The sequence below is a fragment of the Photobacterium sp. GB-50 genome, from assembly GCF_003026755.1.
In the GTDB taxonomy this organism is placed as follows: domain Bacteria; phylum Pseudomonadota; class Gammaproteobacteria; order Enterobacterales; family Vibrionaceae; genus Photobacterium.
Genome location: NZ_PYNX01000005.1, coordinates 16416 through 38822, shown reverse-complemented (window position 1 = coordinate 38822; position 22407 = coordinate 16416). Strand labels below are relative to the sequence as shown.

Genomic DNA, 22407 nt, shown 5'->3' with positions numbered 1-22407 from the left:
GTGGAAAAAATGGCTGATAAAGAAAAGATCTCGGCATTACTTGATGGCGAAGAGCTAGATCAGAGCATTATAAATGCGCTGACTGTTGACAAAGAAGATGAGCTTATATGGCGTGACTATACCTTAATTGGTGATGTGTTACGCGGTGATGCTCCGCAATGCAAAGAATGGAATATTGCAGCGAATGTCGCATTAGCGTTAGACGATGAACCTGCCCATTCAGTTGGACATACTGAAACACCCGTTGCGGTTGTTGCAGAGCCAATTTCGCAAGCAATTGAAGATCAACCAACACCATTTAAAGCCAAGCACACGTTACCGTCATGGCTTACTCAATTTGGCCAAGTGGCCGTTGCTGCTTGTGTCTCTTTAGCTGTTATTGTTGGCGTCCAGCAGTATGATAATGAAGATAATTCATCAGGTTCAACTAACAATGATGTGCCTGTGTTACAAACCATTCCGTTTACAGGTAAAGCGGAACCGGTAAGTTTAAATACCAATATGGCAAGCAATACAGATCGTGCACCAACTGAAGCGCAGTTGATGGAGCAACGTCGTCGTATTAACTCCATGTTGCAAGATTATGAGTTACAGCTGCGTTTTAATGCGCAAGACGGCAGCCTTGATCACTCTTTACTTAAACAACATAATTCTGTGGCAGATTAATGAAAAAGATTCTGGTCGGTGCGATAGCATTGGTCAGCTTGCTTTTGCCTCTCCAAGCCTTTGCTGAAGCTGAAAAGCCTTCGGCAGAGGCTTTGTTGCTTCAAATGGAGCAGGCAAGCCAAAAGCTGAGTTACGAAATATCTTACATTCGAGTAAAAAAGAACAGTATTGATACCTTGCGTTATCGACATGCGTTAGAGGATGGTCAAGGCTATAGTCATTTACTCTACTTAAGTGGCCCTCCTCAAGAAGTGATTCAACGCGGTAATGAGGTGAGTTACTTTGAGCCCGGTCTTGATCCATTCACCGTAAAAAGTGCAAAAATAGTGGCGCCTATCATGCCGCTTATGAAGGCTAATATTCAAGAGTTAGCCCATTACTATGATTTCATTTCAATGGGCCGCGCACGAGAAGCGGGTGTTACCTGCGATGTTATCCGTATTGCACCCAAAGACGGCGAACGTTACTCATATTTAATATGGATTGATCAGCTAAGTCACTTAGTGATGCGTGCTGATTTATTAGATCGAAATGGTGATTTATTAGAGCAATTTCGCGCTGTTTCTTATGCGGTGAATCCGAAAGTGGCTGAAATGCTCAGCAAGTTAAAAACGGTAAAACTACCAGAAGTGGTAAAATTACCAGTACAAGAAAAAGCTAACCTTGATTGGAAAGTGTCATGGTTACCAGATGGCTTTAAATTAATTTCAGGCGATCGCCACCGCCTATTAATGACAGAGCGCCCGGTTGAAAGTCGGATGTACAGTGATGGTTTATTTAGCTTCTCTGTATATGTGTCTGATATTGATAGTTATGCGTTAAGTGGGCAACTTGTCCGTCAAGGTCGCCGAACATTGAGCAATATAGTTAAAGACAATAAAGAAATTACGGTTGTCGGCGATATTCCGCCACCAACAGCAAGACAGATTGCAGAAAGTGTCACTTTCGATAACACTAAAGGGACACCCAATAAGGCAGTAAAAGGTAATTAGTCATGATGCGCACTTTAGCGACAGTGACCGCTGTTGAAAAAGGAATGGTAACGGTAAGTTGCCAGCAACAAACAAGCTGTGGCCATTGTGCATCACGTGATAGTTGCGGAACAGGCATTGTAACGAAAGCAATGCCTGGTCGTGTCCATGATGTAAAAATAGCGACGCAATCGCCGCTCTCTATCGGGCAGGTAGTTGAAATCGGCTTATCTGAGCGAAGTATGTTAAGCTCTGCCTTATTGATCTATATGCTCCCATTGCTTTTTTTACTGTTAGGCAGTGCATTGGGGCAATGGGTATTTGTTGATTTAGCCCACAGTAACGAACTGGGTGTTATCAGTTCTGCTGTTATTGCGACAACGTTAGGATTACTGATTGCACGGCACTATGCCAAACGCTTAGAAGGTAATTCAGCGTATAAGCCAACCCTTATTCGAGTTCTCGGCGCACCGATTTCATCAGATAAGCTGATAAATGCCGCATCGAAAGATAGCGAGTAGCGTTTAAATTCGGTAGAATCCGACAACTTGATCGTAAGATCCCATTCATTTTAATCACGAGCTAGTCACGCCATTCATGAAGCACATTCGTAACTTTTCGATTATCGCACATATCGACCATGGTAAGTCGACCTTATCCGACCGTCTAATTCAAGTTTGTGGCGGCCTTTCTGATCGAGAAATGGCTTCACAAGTTTTAGATTCTATGGATCTTGAACGCGAACGCGGTATTACCATCAAAGCCCAGAGCGTGACGCTCGATTACACGGCTAAAGATGGTGAAACTTATCAATTAAACTTTATCGACACACCGGGACACGTAGACTTCTCATACGAAGTTTCTCGTTCACTTGCTGCTTGTGAAGGCGCATTGCTGGTGGTTGATGCGGGTCAGGGCGTTGAAGCTCAGACTCTTGCTAACTGTTACACTGCCATTGAGATGGATTTGGAAGTAGTGCCAATCTTAAATAAGATTGACTTACCTGCGGCTGAACCTGAGCGTGTAGCTGAAGAAATTGAAGACATTGTTGGTATCGATGCTATTGATGCTGTTCGCTGTTCAGCGAAAACAGGCTTGGGTGTTGACGATGTTCTTGAAAAGATTGTTGAAGCAATTCCTGCACCTGAAGGTGATCCAGATGCGCCATTACAAGCGCTAATCATTGATTCATGGTTTGATAACTACTTAGGTGTTGTTTCTTTAGTTCGTATTAAAAACGGTAAGCTAAAGAAAAATGACAAGATTAAAGTTATGACCACAGGTCAAATCTGGGGTGTTGACCGTTTAGGTATTTTCACACCAAAACAAATTGATACAACAGAGCTAAATACAGGTGAAGTTGGTTGGGTTGTTTGTGGTATTAAAGATATTCTTGGCGCACCTGTAGGTGATACTTTAACGCTGGCAAAAGGTGGTTGTGAAACCGCGCTGCCTGGCTTTAAGAAAGTGAAACCGCAGGTATACGCAGGTCTATTCCCTGTTTCTTCTGATGATTATGAAAACTTCCGTGATGCTTTAGGTAAATTAAGCCTGAATGATGCGTCATTGTTTTATGAGCCAGAAAGCTCGTCTGCGTTAGGTTTTGGTTTCCGTTGTGGTTTCTTGGGTATGCTTCATATGGAGATTATTCAAGAGCGTCTAGAGCGTGAATATGATCTAAACCTGATCACTACAGCACCGACTGTAGTGTATGAAGTGAAGAAAACAGACGGCACAATGTTGTACGTTGATAGCCCAGCTAAACTGCCAGCAGTGAATGATATCGAGATTATGGGTGAGCCAATTGCTCGCTGTAATATTTTGGTGCCAAGCGAATACTTAGGTAATGTTATTACCTTATGTATTGAAAAGCGTGGTGTACAGGTTGATATGGTTTACCACGGCAATCAAGTTGCACTAACGTATGATATTCCAATGTCAGAAGTGGTTCTGGATTTCTTTGATCGCTTGAAATCAACATCTCGTGGTTATGCGTCACTTGATTATAATTTCCAGTGTTACCAAGAATCAGACATGGTACGTGTTGATATTCTTCTTAATGGTGAGCGTGTTGATGCACTTGCTATCATTACTCACAAAGATAACTCACAATCTCGTGGTCGTGATGTTGTTGAAAAAATGAAAGAGTTTATCCCTCGTCAGATGTTTGATATTGCAATTCAAGCCGCGATTGGTACGCATATTATTGCTCGCTCTACCGTGAAGCAATTACGTAAAAACGTAATCGCTAAGTGTTATGGCGGTGATATTAGTCGTAAGAAGAAACTGTTGCAGAAACAGAAAGAAGGTAAGAAGCGTATGAAGCAGATCGGTAACGTAGAACTGCCTCAAGAAGCATTCTTAGCGATTCTTCATGTGGGTAAAGATAAATAATTATCTTTAGCTAGTAAGCTTCAAAACGATTAGAAAGTGCTTATTTATTAATTAAATGGCACTTTCTTTTACTCTGACGCTCTAAATGGGGCAGAGCAGATCAACATTCTTCTGTTGGTCGGGTTAAACATAAGGGATAACATGGCAAACACTTTTTCTTTGATTCTGGTACTAGCTACGCTAGTAACAGGGATCATTTGGGCACTTGATAAGTTTCTTTGGGCACCGAAGCGTCAATTAAAAATAGCTGCAGCAGCTGAACAATCCGGTGGTCAAGTTGATGCTAAAACGCTAGAAAGTGTTGCGCCACAGCCTGCATGGGTTGAATCAGCAAGTTCAATGTTCCCTGTCATTGCTTTGATCATGGTATTCCGCTCTTTTATTTATGAACCTTTTCAAATTCCATCAGAATCAATGCTACCAACTTTATACGTAGGTGATTTTATTCTGGTTGAAAAATTTGCTTATGGTCTACGAGACCCTGTTTTCCACGATAAAATCGTCAGTACAGGTGAGCCAAAGCGTGGTGATGTAGTGGTGTTTAAATTCCCACCTCAGCCAAAGATTGATTATATTAAGCGTGTTGTTGGCCTACCTGGCGATACTGTTCGCTACAGTGAAGATAAGCAACTGTGTATTCAACCTAAAGGTACTTCAGTATGTAAACCGGTTAAATTAACCGATATGACTGATAGTGACTTTAAGCAAGGAATGGCACGTTTAGTTGAGTTTAAAGAACAACTGGGTGATGTTGATCACCATATTCTGATCAACCCATTACGTCGTGATCGTCGTATGGCATATGAGCCTCGTCCTGGTATTGGTGAGTGGGTTGTACCAGAAGGAAACTATTTTGTTATGGGTGATAACCGTGACAATAGTGCTGACAGTCGTTACTGGGGCTTTGTGCCAGAAGCGAATCTTGTTGGCAAGGCGGTAGCTATTTGGATCAGCTTTGAGTTTGATCGACAAGCAGATAGTTTACTTCCATCTTGGATCCCTACCGGTGTACGTTTTAATCGTATCGGTAGCATTAAATAATCGAGAGAAAATGACAACTCCAGCGAATAGGCTTCAGCGCAAGCTGGGCTACCAATTTACTAATTGTGAGTTGATGACATTAGCACTGACACATCGCAGTGCTAATGGCACCCACAATGAGCGCCTAGAGTTTTTAGGTGACTCTATTTTAAGTTTTGTTATTGCTGATGACTTATATCACCGTTTTCCTTCAGTGGATGAAGGTGATATGAGCCGAATGCGTGCAACACTAGTCCGTGGCAAAACATTGGCAGAGCTAGGTCGGGAATTCGAGCTTGGCGACCATTTGTTACTGGGACCTGGCGAGTTAAAGAGTGGTGGCTTCCGTCGCGATTCGATTCTTGCTGACTGTGTTGAAGCAATCATTGGCGCGATTTATCTAGATAGCGATGTTGAGCAAGTACGAAGTATCGTATTGGCTTGGTATAAAACTCGTCTTGATACGATTGAGCCAGGTATCAATCAAAAAGATCCAAAAACACGTCTTCAAGAGTGTTTACAAGGTCGTCGTTTACCGCTACCTGCATATACTGTAACTAAGGTACAAGGTGAAGCTCATAATCAAGAGTTCACAGTACAGTGTGACGTAACAGGTTTGGATAAACCTGTAATTGGCAAAGGCGGCAGTCGGCGCAAGGCAGAGCAGGCAGCAGCAGAACTTGCACTAAATCAGTTGGAATCATGACAGATAAACAACATTGTGGCTTTATCGCCATTGTTGGTCGACCGAATGTCGGTAAATCAACCTTGCTAAACCGTTTAGTGGGGCAGAAGTTATCTATTACTTCTCGTAAACCACAAACCACGCGCCACCGTATTATGGGTGTAGACACACGTGACGGCTATCAAGCTGTGTATGTTGATACTCCAGGATTGCACATTGAAGAAAAACGTACAATTAACCGTTTAATGAACCGTGCTGCAAGCAGTTCATTAACCGATGTTGAATTAGTATTGTTTTTAGTTGATGGCACTATGTGGACGGCTGACGATGAGATGGTATTAAACAAGCTGGCAAAGAGCCAGTTACCAACGGTATTGTTAGTGAATAAAGTTGATAACGTAAAAGATAAGCATGAGCTATTCCCTCACTTGCAAGAGCTTGCAAGTAAGATGGAGTTTGTTGATGTGATTCCGGTATCAGCAAAGCATGGTACAAACATTGATGCGGTAGAGAAAATCGTACGTCAGCACTTACCTGAGTGTGAGTACTACTTCCCTGAAGAATACGTAACTGATCGTTCTCAACGCTTTATGGCCTCTGAAATTATCCGTGAAAAGCTGATGCGTTTTACGGGTGATGAATTGCCATACGCTGTGACGGTTGAAATCGAGCGATTCGATTACAACCCTGAAACCGATGGTTTCGATATCAATGGTTTGATTCTGGTTGAACGTAAAGGCCAGAAGAAAATGGTGATTGGTAAAGGTGGCGATAAAATCAAAGTGATAGGGCGCGAAGCGCGTTTAGACATGGAAGACTTGTTTGAACGTAAAGTTTACCTTGAACTTTGGGTTAAAGTGAAATCAGGTTGGGCAGATGACGAACGTGCACTGCGTAGCCTTGGTTACATCGACGACTTATAAGGGTAGTAATGGAAGGGCTACAGCGTTGTTTTGTCCTTCATTCTCGTCCCTATAGTGAGACGAGCCTGATCCTTGATGTATTTAGCGAGGATCATGGCCGTCTTACTCTTCTTTCTAAAGGCGCTCGCCGTAAACGTTCTAATCTAAAAGGCACACTCCAACCTTTTACTCCCTTATTTATGAAGTGGAGTGGTAAAGGTGCGATGCCTGTTCTCACTCATGCCGAACCTATCAGTATAGGTTTACCCTTACGCAGCTATATTTTATATTCAGCAATGTATGTGAATGAAATACTGGTACGTGTATTGGGCAACCATACCCCTTACCCACAGTTGTTTCTGGATTATTTGAATGTGCTTAGAGAGCTAGCACAAGCGGATAACCCAGAGCCTGCTTTGCGCCGCTTCGAGCTTTCTTTGCTACATCATCTAGGCTACGGGATTGATTTTCTGCATTGCGCTGGTAGTGGATTAAGTGTTGAAGATGATATGACCTATAACTATCGCGAGCAGCAGGGGTTTATTGCTTCAATGAAAATTGGTTTATTAACCTTTCGTGGTAATGAATTAAAAGCCATTGCTGCGAGGCGATTTGAAACCCCAGAGCAGTTGCGCGCAGCAAAACGATTTACAAGGATGGCATTAAAACCGTATCTTGGTTCTAAGCCATTAAAAAGCCGGGAATTGTTTATCCCGCGAGGAAGGAGAATCGGAACATGAACAATATATTACTTGGCGTGAACATCGATCATATTGCGACATTACGTAATGCACGTGGTACACGTTACCCAGATCCTGTTCATGCTGCAGAAGTAGCCGAGCGAGCAGGCGCTGATGGCATCACTATTCATTTGCGTGAAGATCGTCGTCACATTAATGATCGTGATGTGCGTATTTTACGTGAGACGATCCAAACTCGCATGAATTTAGAAATGGCCGTCACTGATGAAATGGTGGCAATTGCGTTAGATGTTAAGCCTGAATATGTTTGCTTAGTACCAGAAAAGCGTGAAGAGTTAACCACAGAAGGTGGTCTAGATGTCGCAGGTCAACTTGAAAAAGTAAAAGCGGCAACAGAAAAACTTACAGCTGCTGGGATCAAAGTGTCACTTTTCATTGATGCTGATCGCGCGCAAATTGATGCAGCTCATGCATGTGGCGCACCGTTTATTGAGCTTCATACTGGGCAATACGCAGAAGCGACAACCGAAGAGGCACAATCGGATGAGCTGAAGAAGATTGCTGCAGGTGCAAGCTACGCTCACAATTTAGGTATTAAAGTAAATGCAGGACATGGTTTAACTTATCACAATGTTAAGCCGATAGCCGCATTGCCAGAGCTGTATGAACTTAACATTGGTCATTCTATTATGGGACGAGCAATGTTTGATGGGTTAGAAAAGTCAGTGGCTGATATGCGTTTGCTAATGCAGGAAGCGCGTGGTTAATGGCGATTGTTGGTTTAGGGACTGATATTGCTGAAATTGAGCGAGTCGAAAAAGTCTTTGCTCGCTCAGGTGATGCGTTCGCCCAGAAAATACTGTCTAGCTCTGAGCTTGAACAGTTTCAGCAATTGAAGCTAAAAGGGCGCTTTTTAGCAAAACGTTTTGCGGTAAAAGAAGCAGCATCAAAAGCACTCGGTACCGGTATTGCGTGTGGCGTCTCTTTCCATGATTTTACGGTTAAAAATGATGAGCGTGGTAAGCCATTACTGAGCTTATCAGGTAAAGCAAATGAACTAGCGCAAGCAATGGGCGTGAATCATGTTCACCTTACCATTGCTGATGAGCGTCATTACGCTGTTGCAACGGTCATTTTAGAACGTTGAATCGTGATTCGTTTTTCACGTTAATAAATAAAAAGCGGTAGATAATATATCTACCGCTTTTTTGATCGTTAGCTTATCTGTTTTAAAACAAAAACGGGTTAGTTTCGATAGTCTTTAGACGCTTTGACAATGTTATCCATTTCATCAACCAGCTCTAATAGCTCTGGTTCAATATTGGACAGGGTTGCATTAGCCTTAAGTGCGGTTTCAATTTCCAAACATAAATTCTTCAGGCGTGGAACACCGCTGTAAGCGCAGCTACCGTGTAATTTATGAATCGGTGGCCAGAGTTCAACATCTTTACCATCCAGTGCTTCATTTACCAGCATTTCTACCTCAGGCATGAAATCAAGCAGCATTTGCAGCATGTCATAGGCTAAATCTTCTTTTCCTGCCGCTTGTTTTAACGCTAAATCCCAATCAAAACTAACGTGGTTATTGTTTATTACTGGAGCGACATCATTAACTTGTCCTTCAAGCGTCACTGGCATTCTGTTTACAGATGGTGGCGTTGCTTGTGCTGCGGTTGGGGCAATCCATTTTGCTAAAATTTGCTGCAGAATCTGCTCTTCAATCGGTTTGGTGAGGTAATCATCCATACCTGCATTGATTAAGCGCTCGCGCTCACCTGCCATAGCATGAGCGGTAACAGCAATCACTGGGGTATTTTTATTAAGTGCTGTTTCATGGATTTTCTGACAGGCTGTCACGCCATCCATTTCCGGCATTTGAATATCCATAAAGATCAAATCAAAGGCTTTACTTTGAGCATATTCAACCGCTTTTTTACCACCGGTTGCGGTAATAACGGTTTCTACTCGTTCACCAAGTAGTGCAGAAATCAGTTTTAAGTTCGCTGGGTTATCATCAACCGCCATCACCGTTAGTGGTTGTAGTGTTTCGGTAGTGGTGGGTAATAAAGGTACTTCTAATTCACTTTGCTGCTCATCATCATTATCGCAGAGTGCTTCAAACAGTTTACGTTGCGCCAGCGGTTTACCTAGACAGGCCGACACACCTGTTTGGGTCAGTTTTTCTGATAACGCAAGTTCTGTTGTCGGTAAGCAAACCAAGACCTTTTCAGCGGTTTGCTCTGCTTTAAATACATCATTGAGTATGACTGGCAGTGGTGGCTGCTCACCCGGCGATAAACACAATAGAGCGAAGTCATGGTGATCAATATCATCAGGCATAGAAGCGCGGTAAGTAACATGTACGCCTGCTAACATTAGACGTTGCTGTATCACTGATGCTGCTTGCATGTTGGCCTCAACCAGAAGTAATGACTTACCTTCAAGTGAAGTGGTATCAATAGGCTGTGATACAGGTAGATCTGTTTTGTTCATTTTGATGGTGAACCAGAAGGTCGAGCCTTGGTGTAAGCGACTAGTTAAGCTCACTTCACCGCCCATTTGACTTACCAGTTTCTGGGTGATCACTAGACCTAATCCTGTACCGCCATAACGGCGAGAAATACTGGCGTCGGCTTGGCTAAATGCTTGGAATAATTGCGCTTGCTGACGCTCTGAAATACCAATACCAGTATCGCGGACCATAAATTGCAGGGCGATATTATTATCGACTTCGGATTTTAACTCGACAGAGACATCAATATTGCCATGCTCGGTAAACTTAACGGCATTACCAATTAAGTTAGTGACCACTTGCTGAATACGTAATGGGTCACCAATTAAGCCTGCTGGAATACGATCGTCAATCTTCAGTGTCAGCTCTAGGCCTTTTTCGTGGGCACTTGGTGCAAGTAAACGCATGACTTCATCGAGTGAATCTGTAAAGTCGAAAGGAATGTTTTCCAGTAACAGTTTACCCGCTTCGAGCTTCGAGAAATCGAGAATGTCATTGATGATGGTCAGCAGGTTATTGGCTGAATTCTCAATCGTTAATAGGTAATCTTTCTGGCTAGTATTCAGTTTGGTTTTGAGCATTTGTCGGGTAAAGCCAATGACCCCATTTAGCGGAGTGCGGAGCTCATGAGACATATTGGCTAAAAACTCTGATTTCACCCGTGCCGCTTCCTGCGCACGCTTTTTCGCAATATCTAATTCAACGTTCTGAATTTCTAGCTGCTCTAAGGTTTCACGTAGATCGGATGTTGCTTGATCGATACTTTGTTGCATTTCAATGTGGTATTCCGACAACGAAATTGCCATAGCATTAATACCGTTTTTCAGGGTATCTAATTCGCCCAACAATCGGCCTTCAATTCGAATATCAAGGTGGCCGCGACGGATCCTATCTACCACACTGATCATATGAGAAATGGGTTGTGTTACGTCTTGCATCAAGCGATACGCAAACAATGATGACAGGGTTAAGCCCAGTAATAACACCATTAAGGCGGTAAATACTTCTTGGTATTGTTGTAGACGTAGCGTGCTGAGATCCAGCTCGATAGCGATATAGCCGAGGGCTTTACCACGAACATCGCTACCAACATTCGTTCCAAATTGACCTTCGGTAAGAATGGGCGCGCGTAATATTAAGGTGTTATCGGTTAACTGGGTATCCAGTAGCCGAGGAATAGGTTTGCCCTTTGGGTACATGAAGGAATCAAAATTACGGTGAAAGTTAGATGTGGCAAAAATATGGTTATGGTTATCAAACACCGCGATGCTGCGGATGATGTCGGAATGTTTTCTATGGGTATAACCAATCAACCGACGAATTGCTTCTCGGTTTTTTTCTGTCATGCCGTATTCCGCTGAAATAGCTAACGGCTCGATGATACTTGCACCTGTAGAAATCAGCTGATGTTCTAGATCCTGATAACGGCTCATGGTGAAAAAAGCGCTTAATAATAAGCCAATAATAAGTGTAGGTGCTAATGTCAGAGTAAATACTCTGGCACGAAGTCCATATCTGGTCATGGTTCTCTTAATTACAAGCAGATAAATCTGTGGGAGAATTGGTTCCCATCAGTAGCACTAGATTAAATAAATCAGTGCTGTTCGACAAATACTCAATGCCTGAACAGTGAGCAAAATTTTATGGCACGCTTTTTTAAGCCTCAAAAACGTAAAACTGATACGAAGCATAAAGAAATAACTATCAGCCGTTTAGATCATATCGGCGCTGGCATCGGCCATTTGAACAACAAACCTGTTTTCATTGATGGTGCATTACCCGATGAAACCGTTGTTGTGCAATTGACGGAAGACAAAAAAAATTATGCCCGAGCTCGCGTGATCAAACGTTTAAAAGACAGTGCTGCGCGTATTAAACCTCATTGTCCAATCTATGACCAGTGTGGCGGTTGTAACTTGCAACATTTATCCCACCAAGGTCAAGTTATCGCCAAACAACAGGCGCTAAGTGAATTGATGGCGAAATTTGCGATCACAGAAAAAGACGATGCCTCACAAGTTGAGCCTATTGTTGGGCAAAGTGAACATTATCGTCGCTGTGCACGTTTTAGTGTCCGTATGCTACCTAATGGCAAAATGGTATTTGGCTTTCGTAAAAAACAGAGTAAAGACATCGTTGATGTGAATGCTTGTCCTGTTTTGGCAACCACACTTAATGATTTGTTACCGCCATTACGTGAACTGTTAAGCAACCTTAAAGGACGTAAACATGTTGGCCATATAGAATTGGTTAATGCAGATAATGGTCGCGTATTGTTAATTCGTCATTTGCAGCCATTCAATGACAACGATCTCGCAGCGATTAAAGCTTTCGCTACTGAACATGCATTGATGCTATTTTTAGCGCCGTCGTCAGATGAGCTTGAGCATGTGTTAGGTGAGGAGCCGTACTACGATATTGACGATGTAAGACTGACGTTCTCACCAAAAGATTTTATTCAGGTTAATCGAGACGTAAACGTAAAAATGGTTGAGCAAGCGATAAATTGGCTTGATATTCAGCCGCAGGATAGGGTACTCGATTTATTCTGTGGGCTAGGCAATTTCAGCCTTCCGCTAGCAAGACGAGCGAAAGCGGTAGTCGGCGTGGAAGGTGTTGATGATATGGTCGCGCGAGCGACTGCTAATGCGGCAGCAAATGGTCTAGATAACGCAACATTTTATCAAGCAAATTTGGATGAAGATGTAACGAAACTAGTGTGGGCGCAAGAGCAATTTGATAAGATTTTACTAGACCCAGCACGAGCTGGGGCGGCTGGCGTGATGCAGCATATTGTAAATTTAGCGCCAAGCAAAGTGGTCTATGTATCATGTAACCCAGCAACATTGGCTCGTGATAGTCAAATGTTGTTGCAGCAAGGGTATAAGTTGGCACGTCTTGGTATGATGGATATGTTCCCTCATACAGGGCATTTAGAATCAATGGCGTTGTTTGTTAAAAGCTAATCACCATAAAAAAAATAGCAATGTGATGTAAGACAATCATCGGTATTCAGAGAAAACAGGATAGAAACATGGTCGCAGTTCGCGGTGCGCATTTAAAGGAAAATACCACATTTGAGCTTGTCTCGTGGGTCGAGAGTTTACGTCAAGATGCAAAAGTATCGAGTCGGATAGAAGGAACATATCAGCGTTGTATTGAACTTGCCGCTGAACAAGAAAATGGTCAGTTACTGTTGTGGCGTGGTCGTGAGCTAGTCGAAATCCTTGTCACCTTGAGTATGGATGCTGATACGTTAATTGCAGCCTTGTTATACCCATTAGTGGAAGGTGGTTGTTACAGCACTGACGCGTTAAAAGAAGAATATAGCGGGACGATTTTACATTTAGTTCAAGGTGTTGAACAAATGTGTGCAATCAGTCAGTTAAAATCAACGGCGGAAGAAACTGCGCAAGCTGCGCAGGTGGATAATATTCGACGTATGTTACTGTCGATGGTTGATGATTTCCGTTGTGTGGTTATTAAATTGGCTGAACGTATCTGTAATTTACGTGAAGTTAAAGATCAGCCAGATGAAGTGCGTCGTGCTGCAGCGCAAGAATGTGCCAACATTTATGCACCATTAGCAAACCGTCTTGGTATTGGTCAGCTTAAATGGGAAATTGAAGATTACGCCTTCCGTTATCAGCATCCTGATACTTACAAACAAATTGCTAAGCAGTTATCTGAGCGTCGTATCGACCGTGAAGGCTACATTACCCATTTTGTTGATGATTTATCTGACGCGATGAAAGCATCAAATATTAAAGCAGAAGTGCAAGGTCGTCCTAAGCATATTTATAGCATTTGGCGCAAAATGCAGAAGAAAAGCTTAGAATTTGATGAGCTTTTTGATGTTCGAGCTGTACGTATTGTTGCTGAAGAGCTACAAGACTGTTACGCCGCATTAGGTGTGGTGCACACTAAATACCGTCACTTACCGAAAGAGTTTGATGACTACGTTGCCAACCCAAAACCTAATGGTTACCAGTCTATCCACACTGTGGTGTTAGGCCCTGAAGGTAAAACGATTGAAATTCAGATCCGTACCAAGCAAATGCATGAAGAATCTGAATTAGGGGTTGCGGCACACTGGAAGTATAAAGAAGGTACAGCATCAGGCGGTGCACAATCGGCTTACGATGAGAAAATCAATTGGCTGCGTAAGCTATTAGCATGGCAAGAAGAAATGTCAGATTCTGGCGAAATGCTGGATGAGCTTCGTAGTCAGGTATTTGATGATCGCGTCTATGCTTTCACCCCTAAAGGGGATGTGGTTGACTTGCCATCGAATGCGACACCGCTTGATTTTGCTTATCATATTCACTCTGAAGTGGGCCACCGTTGTATTGGTGCCAAAGTAGAAGGGCGTATTGTCCCTTTCACTTATCATCTTCAAATGGGCGATCAAGTTGAGATCATCACGCAAAAAGAGCCGAATCCGTCACGAGATTGGTTAAACCCTAACTTAGGGTTTGTGACATCTAGCCGTGCTCGTGCCAAAGTGCATGCGTGGTTCCGTAAGCAAGATCGTGATAAGAATATTATTGCGGGTAAAGAGATCTTAGAAGCTGAGCTGGTAAAAATTCATGCAACATTAAAAGATGCGCAATATTATGCGGCAAAACGTTTTAATGTGAAATCGCCTGAAGAGCTATATGCGGGGATTGGCAGTGGTGATTTACGTATTAATCAGGTGATCAACCATATTAATGCGCTAGTGAATAAACCAACAGCTGAAGAAGAAGATCAGCAGCTTTTAGAAAAGCTATCTGAGGCAAGTAATAAACAAGCCACAAGCCACAAAAAACCGCAACGTGATGCTGTTGTTGTTGAAGGTGTTGATAACCTGATGACTCACCTTGCGCGTTGTTGTCAGCCTATTCCTGGCGATGATATTCAAGGTTTTGTTACACAAGGCCGTGGTATTTCTGTTCACCGTATGGATTGTGAGCAGCTTGAAGAGCTTCGTCATCATGCGCCAGAGCGTATTATTGATACGGTTTGGGGCGGTGGTTTTGTCGGTAACTATACCATTACCGTGCGTGTGACGGCTTCTGAGCGTAATGGCTTATTGAAAGAATTAACCAATACTTTAATGAATGAAAAAGTGAAAGTAGCGGGAATGAAAAGCCGAGTTGATTATAAAAAGCAAATGTCTATCATGGACTTTGAACTTGAATTAACTGATTTAGAAGTGTTGGGACGTGTACTTAAACGCATCGAACAAGTTAAAGATGTTGCCGAGGCTAAACGTTTATACGGTTAATTAACTGATTAAAATATAAATTAAGGGGAGCAATATGCTTCCCTTTTTATTTATTACGACATAATGAATAGTAGTAATTATTAACGCGCACATCTTAAAATGGAATAATTTATTTATTTAATGATCTAAAATAAGACTTGATGTTGACTCATATATAATAGACCGATAGTATTCTATTAACTTTAAAATAAAGACTCTGTATGTATTTATCTCAATTACATAAAATATTATATGCATTATTTATAGCAATGTTACTGTTAAGTAGTAGTGTGAATGCTGCGTATATGAGTCAAAATGTTCAAGTCTCTAATGTTGCTAATTTAGCAAGTAATATTAAGAGCGAACTGCAATACCAGCAAACGGCTACTCAACAATCTCACCACTGTAGTTTGCAATGTGAGAATAGTTGTAATGATTGTTCACAGTGCTCATGTTGTCGAGTACTGCCTCGTACTGGCAGTAATCCATTTCATCTACTCTCTTTTCCTCCGCTGATTATCACTCGTGTCAGTAAGCTGTTACCGATTGAATATCTTCAAGATTCGCTTGTTCTTGCCGTTATAAAATCAATTTATCGCCCTCCTATTGCCTAATAGTTTGCTTATTTCTGGATCTAAATTGGATTCAAAGTAAGTGTTAATTTCACAAATTAATTATCCCATCTTAATTATATAGATGAGTGATGGTTGTTATTAATTAATGATGTTGCTTTATAAATAAAGCGGCAAGAGAACTATTATGAAAAATTTACTATTAAAATTATTAACTAAAAATAGTATTACGAGTGTTTTATTACTTATTTCAACATTTCTTATTCCTGATAATAATTTTATCAATGTACCTAGTGATGACATCAAACAATTGCTGTTTTTTATTCTTTGCCTGCAGGGAATGAAAGTGGGTGCAGATAAAGTAACGTTTAAATAATTAACGGGGGTATTATGAAGTCGAATGTATTAAGCATGATTAGAGAAAAAAGTCTTACAATAGTACTGTTATTGTTAATGTCATTTCTGTTGCCAAACTATGCGTTAGCAGAGTCTTATAGCGTAGATTCTTCTAATCACACGTGCTCTCATCACTCTGATTGCCAACACCATGATTCACATCACCAAGGGTGTAGACACCATCGCCATGAGTCACATCAACATCGATGTGAGAATCATCATTATGATGGCGATAATGGACATGAAAATTGTGATCATGCTAGAGATCATCATAAGCAACATGAACATTGCCAACATGATGATGATTGATCGTTGCTATGAATTTCTAAATTAGTTTTCTAGTATTAACTATCGAAGTTTTGGCGCTTTTAAAGTTAGAAGCTTAAAGCGCCATTTTAAAGAGTTGGTGGTATGGATAATAAACAGGCGTCTCAAATGGAACAATTATTAGCAATTATGTCTCAGTTGCGAGACCCACATCGTGGTTGTCCGTGGGATTTGAAACAAAACTTTGATTCAATCGTTCCCTATACCCTTGAAGAAGCCTATGAAGTGGCTGATGCCATCGAGCAGAAAAACTGGAACGATGTAAAAGAAGAATTAGGTGATTTATTGTTCCAAGTTGTTTTTTATAGTCAGATGGCCAAAGAACAAGGGTTGTTTGAATTTGACGATGTAGTGGCAGGCATAAGTGAAAAGCTGGTCCGTCGCCATCCCCATGTTTTTAGTGATGCTGATTTTGATGATGAAGCAGCCGTTCAACAAAACTGGGAAGCCGAAAAAGCCAAAGAGCGCGCAGCTAAAGAGCAAGATGAGAGCTTGCTTGCCAATATTCCTAACACATTACCGGCATTAATGCGTGCTGATAAAATTCAAAAACGCTGCGCGAATGTTGGTTTTGATTGGGATGAATTAGCACCAGTGGTTGATAAGGTAAAAGAAGAGCTTGATGAAGTGATGGACGAAGTGATTCAAGCGGTGCCAGAACAACAACGAATAGAAGAAGAGCTCGGTGATCTACTATTTTCAGTGGTGAATTTAAGTCGTCATTTAAAAGTAAAACCAGAGATGGCATTACAAAAAGCCAATAAAAAATTTGAAAAGCGTTTTCGCCAAGTGGAAAAAAGTGTGCTAGAACAAGGAAAGATCATTAGTCAGTGTTCATTAACTGAGCTAGATGAAGCATGGAATCGTGTTAAAGAGAAAGAAAGTAAAAACCAGTAATTAAAAATTCAGCATGATTTTTAAATGCATTATACCATTATGGTATTGTTCTGCTTGTTAAAGCTTGATATTTCAGTTCATAACGCTTACTTGATGTGAAGCAAAAAAAATCAAATGGCGGTGTGATAGTTTTCACGTTGTGGCGATAAATGGTGTCTGGTATACTAATTTCCCGTCCAGATACATTTATCCTCTACACCAATCTTCCAGGTTAAACATGACTACGAATTACATTTTTGTTACGGGCGGAGTAGTTTCCTCTCTAGGTAAAGGCATTGCTGCTGCATCACTTGCAGCGATTTTAGAAGCACGTGGTCTTAACGTGACTATGATGAAGCTTGACCCTTACATCAACGTTGATCCAGGCACAATGAGCCCAATTCAACACGGCGAAGTATTCGTTACGGAAGACGGTGCAGAGACTGACCTAGACTTAGGTCACTACGAGCGTTTCATTCGTACCAAGATGACTAAGCGTAATAACTTTACAGCTGGTCGCGTGTACGCAGACGTATTACGCAAAGAGCGTCGTGGTGATTACTTAGGTGCAACGATTCAGGTAATTCCTCATATCACGAATGAAATCAAATCTCGCGTGTTAGCGGGTGCTGAAGGTCATGATGTAGCAATCGTTGAAGTAGGCGGTACTGTGGGTGATATTGAATCACTCCCATTTATGGAAGCTATTCGTCAATTAGCCGTAGAGCAAGGTCGTGAAAACACCATGTTCATGCACTTGACACTTGTTCCTTACCTAGCAGCGGCTGGCGAAGTGAAAACTAAGCCAACTCAGCACTCAGTAAAAGAACTTCTTTCTATTGGTATTCAGCCAGACATCTTAGTGTGTCGTTCTGATCGTATGATCCCTGCCAATGAGCGTGCAAAAATTGCCCTGTTCTGTAACGTGCAGGAAAAAGCTGTTATCTCAATGAAAGATGTAGATTCAATCTACAAAATCCCACAATTAATTAAGGCTCAAGGTCTTGATGATTTAGTGTGTAAGCGCTTTGGTATTACAGCACCAGAAGCTGATCTTTCTGAGTGGGAACAAGTTATTTATGAAGAAGCGAACCCTACCTCTGAAGTCGTTATTGGTATGGTTGGTAAGTACATTGAACTGCCAGACGCATATAAGTCAGTTAACGAAGCACTTAAACACGCGGGCCTGAAAAATCGTCTATCAGTAAAAATCAAATACATCGATTCTCAAGATGTTGAGTCAAAAGGTACAGAAGTACTGGCTGGCCTTGATGCAATCTTGGTTCCAGGTGGTTTTGGTAGCCGTGGTGTTGAAGGTAAGATCCTTACTGCTCAATACGCACGTGAAAATAATATTCCATACCTAGGTATTTGTTTAGGTATGCAGGTAGCATTAATCGAGTTTGCTCGAAATGTAGCCAAAATGTCTGATGCGCATTCAACTGAATTTAATGCTGAAACTAAATATCCAGTCGTTGGTCTTATTACTGAGTGGATTGATAGTGAAGGTAAAGTTGAAGAGCGTACTGAGAAATCAGATCTAGGCGGTACAATGCGCCTTGGCTCTCAGCTATGTCATCTACAAGATGGTTCTAAAGCGCGTACGTTATACGGTCAGCCAACGATCCATGAGCGTCACCGTCACCGTTACGAAGTAAACAACACGTTACTACCTAAGCTTGAAAAAGCAGGTCTAAAAGTATCTGGTTTGTCTGCTGACAAGAAACTTGTTGAAATTATTGAAGTTCCGAATCACCCTTGGTTCGTAGCTGCACAGTTCCACCCTGAGTTCACATCGACACCTCGTGATGGGCACCCATTGTTTGAAGGTTTTGTAAAAGCGGCGGGTGCATACCACCGTGGTGAGCTTAACCAGTAAGGATTACTGATAGCTGTAGTTGTTATGGCTACAGCTATTTTTTTAGCTTTTAATTTGAAGATAAAGCAAGAGGAAACACAATGTCTAAGATCGTTAAAGTTCTAGCTCGTGAAATCATTGACTCACGTGGTAACCCAACAATTGAAGCTGAAGTTCACCTAGAAGGTGGTTTCGTAGGTATGGCTGCTGCGCCATCTGGTGCTTCAACTGGTTCTCGTGAAGCTCTAGAGCTTCGTGATGGTGATAAATCTCGTTTCCTAGGCAAAGGCGTTCTGAAAGCTGTTGCTGCTGCAAATGGTCCAATCGCTGAAGCACTAATCGGCCAAGATGCAAAAGACCAAGCTGCAATCGACCAAGTTATGATCGACCTTGACGGTACTGAAAACAAATCAAACTTCGGTGCTAACGCAATCCTAGCTGTATCACTAGCTAACGCAAAAGCAGCTGCGGCATCTAAAGGCATGCCTTTATTCGAGCACATTGCAGAGCTAAACGGTACTGCTGGTCAGTTCTCTATGCCTCTACCTATGATGAACATCATCAACGGTGGTGAGCACGCAGATAACACTGTTGATATTCAAGAGTTCATGATTCAGCCAGTAGGTGCTAAGACACTTCGTGAAGCTGTACGTATGGGTTCTGAAGTATTCCACAGCCTAGCTAAAGTTCTTAAGTCTAAGGGCATGAGCACAGCGGTAGGTGACGAAGGTGGTTTCGCACCAAACCTAGAGTCAAACGAAGCTGCTCTTAAAGCAATTAAAGAAGCTGTTGAAGCTGCAGGTTACGAGCTAGGTACTGATATTACTCTAGCAATGGACTGTGCTGCATCTGAGTTCTACAACAAAGAGCAAGGCATCTACGATCTTAAAGGTGAAGGTAAGCAATTCACTTCAGAAGAGTTCAACTACTTCCTTAAAGATCTAACTGAGAAGTTCCCAGCGATCGTTTCTATCGAAGATGGTCTAGACGAATCAGATTGGGCTGGCTTCAAGCACCAAACTGAACTACTAGGTGACAAAATTCAACTAGTAGGAGACGATCTATTCGTTACAAACACTAAGATTTTCGCTGAAGGTATTGAGAAAGGTATCACTAACTCAATCCTAATCAAGCTTAACCAAATCGGTTCTCTAACTGAAACTCTAGCTGCTATTAAGATGGCTAAAGACGCTGGTTACACTGCTGTTATCTCTCACCGTTCAGGCGAGACAGAAGACGCAACTATCGCTGATCTAGCGGTAGGTACTGCTGCAGGTCAAATCAAAACGGGTTCTATGAGCCGTTCTGACCGTGTTGCTAAGTACAACCAACTTATCCGTATCGAAGAAGCACTAGGTGAGCGTGCTCCTTTCAACGGTCTTAAAGAAGTTAAAGGCCAAGCTTAATTTTTTATTAAGCGATGATTGAGTTTACTCAATTTGGTAAATAAAACCGCCTTGCAAGAGGCGGTTTTTTTATCGCTAAAATAAAAAACGCATCACTAAGCGGCATCAATATTTATGCAGGAATCAATGCTTATTTTGTATTGTTGTCATGAATGCTGTTTTTATTTTCAACAAAAAGAAGGGCTAAGTAAGGGAGATGTAAAGTCTCATGGCATAATAGTAGTCACCATTGACTGATTATGGGATTATTGCTGACTCGCAAAATGTATTCCAATTATTTAGGTTTATTCAATAATCGGAATGCAGCTTGCTGTTTAAAATTATGTCGCAGGGAGAAGTATGCGCCTGTTTATTATTGTATTATTGGTTCTTATCGCTTGGCTACAATATGATTTCTGGTATGGCAAAAACGGTATGAAAGAATTTACCGCTGTCACAGAGAGCGTAAGCTTACAACAAGCCGCTAATGCCGAATTACATCAGCGTAATCAGCAAATGTATGCGGAGATCAAAGATCTTCATGGCGGCAAAGAAGCTGTGGAAGAGCGTGCACGTACCGATCTTGGTTTGGTGAAACCAGGGGAAACATTTATTCGTGTTGTTAGTGATAGTAACTAATTACATATTTTAGTTAAGTGATGAGATAACCTTTCATGATCGATAAATGCATTGCTATTGTACCTGCTGCAGGGATTGGTAGCCGAATGGCCGCTGATCGTCCTAAGCAATATTTAACGATTGCTGGTAAAACTATTCTAGAACATTCGGTTGAGCGGTTATTAAGCTTGCCTGAAGTCCAACATGTTGTGGTTGCGGTGAGTAGGAACGATCCTTACTTTTCAACGTTACCATTAGCGAGCGATCCTCGCATTATTGTGGTTGATGGTGGTAATGAGCGTGTGGATTCGGTATTTTCAGGCTTAGCTGCAATCAATGATGATAACGCTTGGGTGATGGTACATGATGCCGCTCGCCCTTGTGTACGTATCGAAGATCTTCGTCAATTAATGGCTGCGGCTGAAACGTCTGAATATGGTGCAATCCTTGCCACGCCAGTACGCGATACCATGAAACGCAGTACTGTTAATTCAAATACACGAGCAGTGATTGATCACACCGTTGACCGTGAGCAACTATGGCATGCATTAACACCTCAAATGTTTCGTGTCGGTCAGCTACGTGATGCGTTAACGACCGCTTTAGCAAAAAAGGCGGTGATCACTGATGAAGCGTCTGCGCTTGAATTTTGTGGTTTTTCCCCCGTGTTGGTGAAAGGGCGTGCGGATAATCTAAAAGTAACCCAACCTGAAGATTTAGCTTTAGCTGAGTTCTACCTACGACAATTATTAAAGGAATAACCATAATGCGAATTGGTCATGGTTTTGATGTTCATAAATTTGGTGGTGAAGGCCCGGTAATTATTGGTGGGGTAGCGATCCCTTATGAGCAAGGTCTGATCGCTCATTCTGATGGTGATGTTGCACTACACGCGGTATGTGATGCATTACTTGGCGCAATAGGCGCAGGGGATATTGGTCGTCATTTTCCCGATACAGATGCGGAATGGGCTGGTGCTGATAGCCGATTTTTATTACGTGATGTCTACAGTAAAGTTAAAGCACAAGGTTACAGCCTTGGTAATGTAGACGTTACTATTATTGCACAAGCGCCAAAAATGGCGCCGTATATTGATGCGATGTGTCAAGCGATTGCAGACGATCTGGAAACAGATATCACCAATGTAAATGTTAAAGCAACGACCTCTGAACGTTTAGGTTTTACTGGACGTAAAGAAGGCATTGCTTGTGAAGCGGTTGTTTTAATTAAAAAGGTATCTTGAGCTTATGTCTCACTCCAACACTGCAGAAAATAT

21 protein-coding genes are annotated in these 22407 nt (G+C 41.9%); 20 read left to right on the top strand and 1 reads right to left on the bottom strand.

Going from position 1 to position 22407, the window contains the following annotated elements; all coding sequences use genetic code 11:
* The first annotated feature begins 9 nt into the window (after window positions 1-9).
* The 10 genes from C9J41_RS08905 (at window position 10) to acpS (ending at window position 8486) form a co-directional block, all read left to right on the top strand.
* Window positions 10-666 (top strand): RseA family anti-sigma factor, encoded by a 657-nt coding sequence (locus tag C9J41_RS08905; protein ID WP_199187045.1) that lies wholly within the window; start codon window positions 10-12, stop codon window positions 664-666.
* On the top strand, window positions 666-1658 hold the full coding sequence (rseB, locus tag C9J41_RS08900) for a sigma-E factor regulatory protein RseB (RefSeq protein WP_107206623.1): 993 nt from the start codon (window positions 666-668) through the stop codon (window positions 1656-1658). Before C9J41_RS08905 ends, rseB begins: the two co-directional genes overlap by 1 nt.
* Before the next feature lie 2 nt (window positions 1659-1660).
* Window positions 1661-2158 (top strand): SoxR reducing system RseC family protein, encoded by a 498-nt coding sequence (locus C9J41_RS08895; RefSeq protein ID WP_107246383.1) that lies wholly within the window; start codon window positions 1661-1663, stop codon window positions 2156-2158.
* Window positions 2159-2234: 76 nt separating this feature from the next.
* Window positions 2235-4031, top strand: coding sequence for a translation elongation factor 4 (lepA, locus tag C9J41_RS08890; protein WP_107206625.1), 1797 nt, complete (start codon window positions 2235-2237; stop codon window positions 4029-4031).
* A 141-nt stretch (window positions 4032-4172) separates the two neighbouring features.
* Window positions 4173-5072 (top strand): signal peptidase I, encoded by a 900-nt coding sequence (lepB, locus tag C9J41_RS08885; protein WP_045150084.1) that lies wholly within the window; start codon window positions 4173-4175, stop codon window positions 5070-5072.
* 10 nt (window positions 5073-5082) lie between these two features.
* Window positions 5083-5757 carry a ribonuclease III gene (gene rnc, locus C9J41_RS08880; RefSeq protein ID WP_107206626.1) on the top strand — a complete coding sequence of 225 codons (675 nt, stop codon included), beginning with the start codon at window positions 5083-5085 and terminating at the stop codon, window positions 5755-5757.
* Entirely contained in the window at window positions 5754-6659 is a 906-nt protein-coding gene (gene era, locus C9J41_RS08875) for a GTPase Era (protein ID WP_005371444.1), read from the top strand. The genes rnc and era overlap by 4 nt, the downstream gene beginning before the upstream one ends.
* Window positions 6660-6667: 8 nt before the next feature.
* On the top strand, window positions 6668-7378 hold the full coding sequence (gene recO / locus C9J41_RS08870) for a DNA repair protein RecO (RefSeq protein ID WP_005371446.1): 711 nt from the start codon (window positions 6668-6670) through the stop codon (window positions 7376-7378).
* Window positions 7375-8106, top strand: coding sequence for a pyridoxine 5'-phosphate synthase (gene pdxJ, locus C9J41_RS08865; protein WP_045128801.1), 732 nt, complete (start codon window positions 7375-7377; stop codon window positions 8104-8106). The genes recO and pdxJ overlap by 4 nt, the downstream gene beginning before the upstream one ends.
* The gene (gene acpS, locus C9J41_RS08860; protein WP_105060928.1) at window positions 8106-8486 is read left to right on the top strand and encodes a holo-ACP synthase; all 381 of its coding nucleotides are present in this window, start codon (window positions 8106-8108) and stop codon (window positions 8484-8486) included. Before pdxJ ends, acpS begins: the two co-directional genes overlap by 1 nt.
* 98 nt (window positions 8487-8584) lie before the next feature.
* On the opposite strand, the gene barA is transcribed toward acpS, so the two are convergent.
* Entirely contained in the window at window positions 8585-11374 is a 2790-nt protein-coding gene (barA, locus tag C9J41_RS08855; protein WP_107206627.1) for a two-component sensor histidine kinase BarA, read from the bottom strand.
* 120 nt (window positions 11375-11494) lie between these two features.
* On the opposite strand from barA, the gene rlmD reads away from it, so the two are divergent.
* From rlmD to ispF, 10 genes are all read left to right on the top strand, one after another.
* Window positions 11495-12817 carry a 23S rRNA (uracil(1939)-C(5))-methyltransferase RlmD gene (gene rlmD, locus C9J41_RS08850; RefSeq protein ID WP_107294475.1) on the top strand — a complete coding sequence of 441 codons (1323 nt, stop codon included), beginning with the start codon at window positions 11495-11497 and terminating at the stop codon, window positions 12815-12817.
* Between the two features lie 68 nt (window positions 12818-12885).
* Complete coding sequence (relA, locus tag C9J41_RS08845) at window positions 12886-15120, top strand: GTP diphosphokinase (protein WP_107206629.1); 2235 nt, start codon at window positions 12886-12888, stop codon at window positions 15118-15120.
* 284 nt (window positions 15121-15404) lie between these two features.
* A complete protein-coding gene (locus tag C9J41_RS08840) occupies window positions 15405-15713 on the top strand; it encodes a hypothetical protein (protein ID WP_146151675.1) in 309 nt (102 codons plus the stop codon).
* Window positions 15714-15858: 145 nt separating this feature from the next.
* A complete protein-coding gene (locus C9J41_RS08835; RefSeq protein ID WP_107246391.1) occupies window positions 15859-16047 on the top strand; it encodes a hypothetical protein in 189 nt (62 codons plus the stop codon).
* A 431-nt stretch (window positions 16048-16478) separates the two neighbouring features.
* Window positions 16479-17291, top strand: a complete 813-nt coding sequence (mazG, locus tag C9J41_RS08825) for a nucleoside triphosphate pyrophosphohydrolase (RefSeq protein ID WP_107294472.1) — start codon at window positions 16479-16481, stop codon at window positions 17289-17291.
* Between the two features lie 217 nt (window positions 17292-17508).
* Complete coding sequence (locus C9J41_RS08820; RefSeq protein ID WP_107292456.1) at window positions 17509-19149, top strand: CTP synthase; 1641 nt, start codon at window positions 17509-17511, stop codon at window positions 19147-19149.
* An 80-nt stretch (window positions 19150-19229) separates the two neighbouring features.
* Window positions 19230-20534 carry a phosphopyruvate hydratase gene (gene eno, locus C9J41_RS08815; protein ID WP_005371469.1) on the top strand — a complete coding sequence of 435 codons (1305 nt, stop codon included), beginning with the start codon at window positions 19230-19232 and terminating at the stop codon, window positions 20532-20534.
* A 339-nt stretch (window positions 20535-20873) separates the two neighbouring features.
* Window positions 20874-21152, top strand: coding sequence for a cell division protein FtsB (gene ftsB / locus C9J41_RS08810; RefSeq protein ID WP_005371471.1), 279 nt, complete (start codon window positions 20874-20876; stop codon window positions 21150-21152).
* A 35-nt stretch (window positions 21153-21187) separates the two neighbouring features.
* Entirely contained in the window at window positions 21188-21892 is a 705-nt protein-coding gene (gene ispD, locus C9J41_RS08805) for a 2-C-methyl-D-erythritol 4-phosphate cytidylyltransferase (RefSeq protein WP_107294471.1), read from the top strand.
* A 5-nt stretch (window positions 21893-21897) separates the two neighbouring features.
* Window positions 21898-22374 carry a 2-C-methyl-D-erythritol 2,4-cyclodiphosphate synthase gene (gene ispF / locus C9J41_RS08800; protein WP_107206635.1) on the top strand — a complete coding sequence of 159 codons (477 nt, stop codon included), beginning with the start codon at window positions 21898-21900 and terminating at the stop codon, window positions 22372-22374.
* The last annotated feature ends 33 nt before the right edge of the window (window positions 22375-22407 follow it).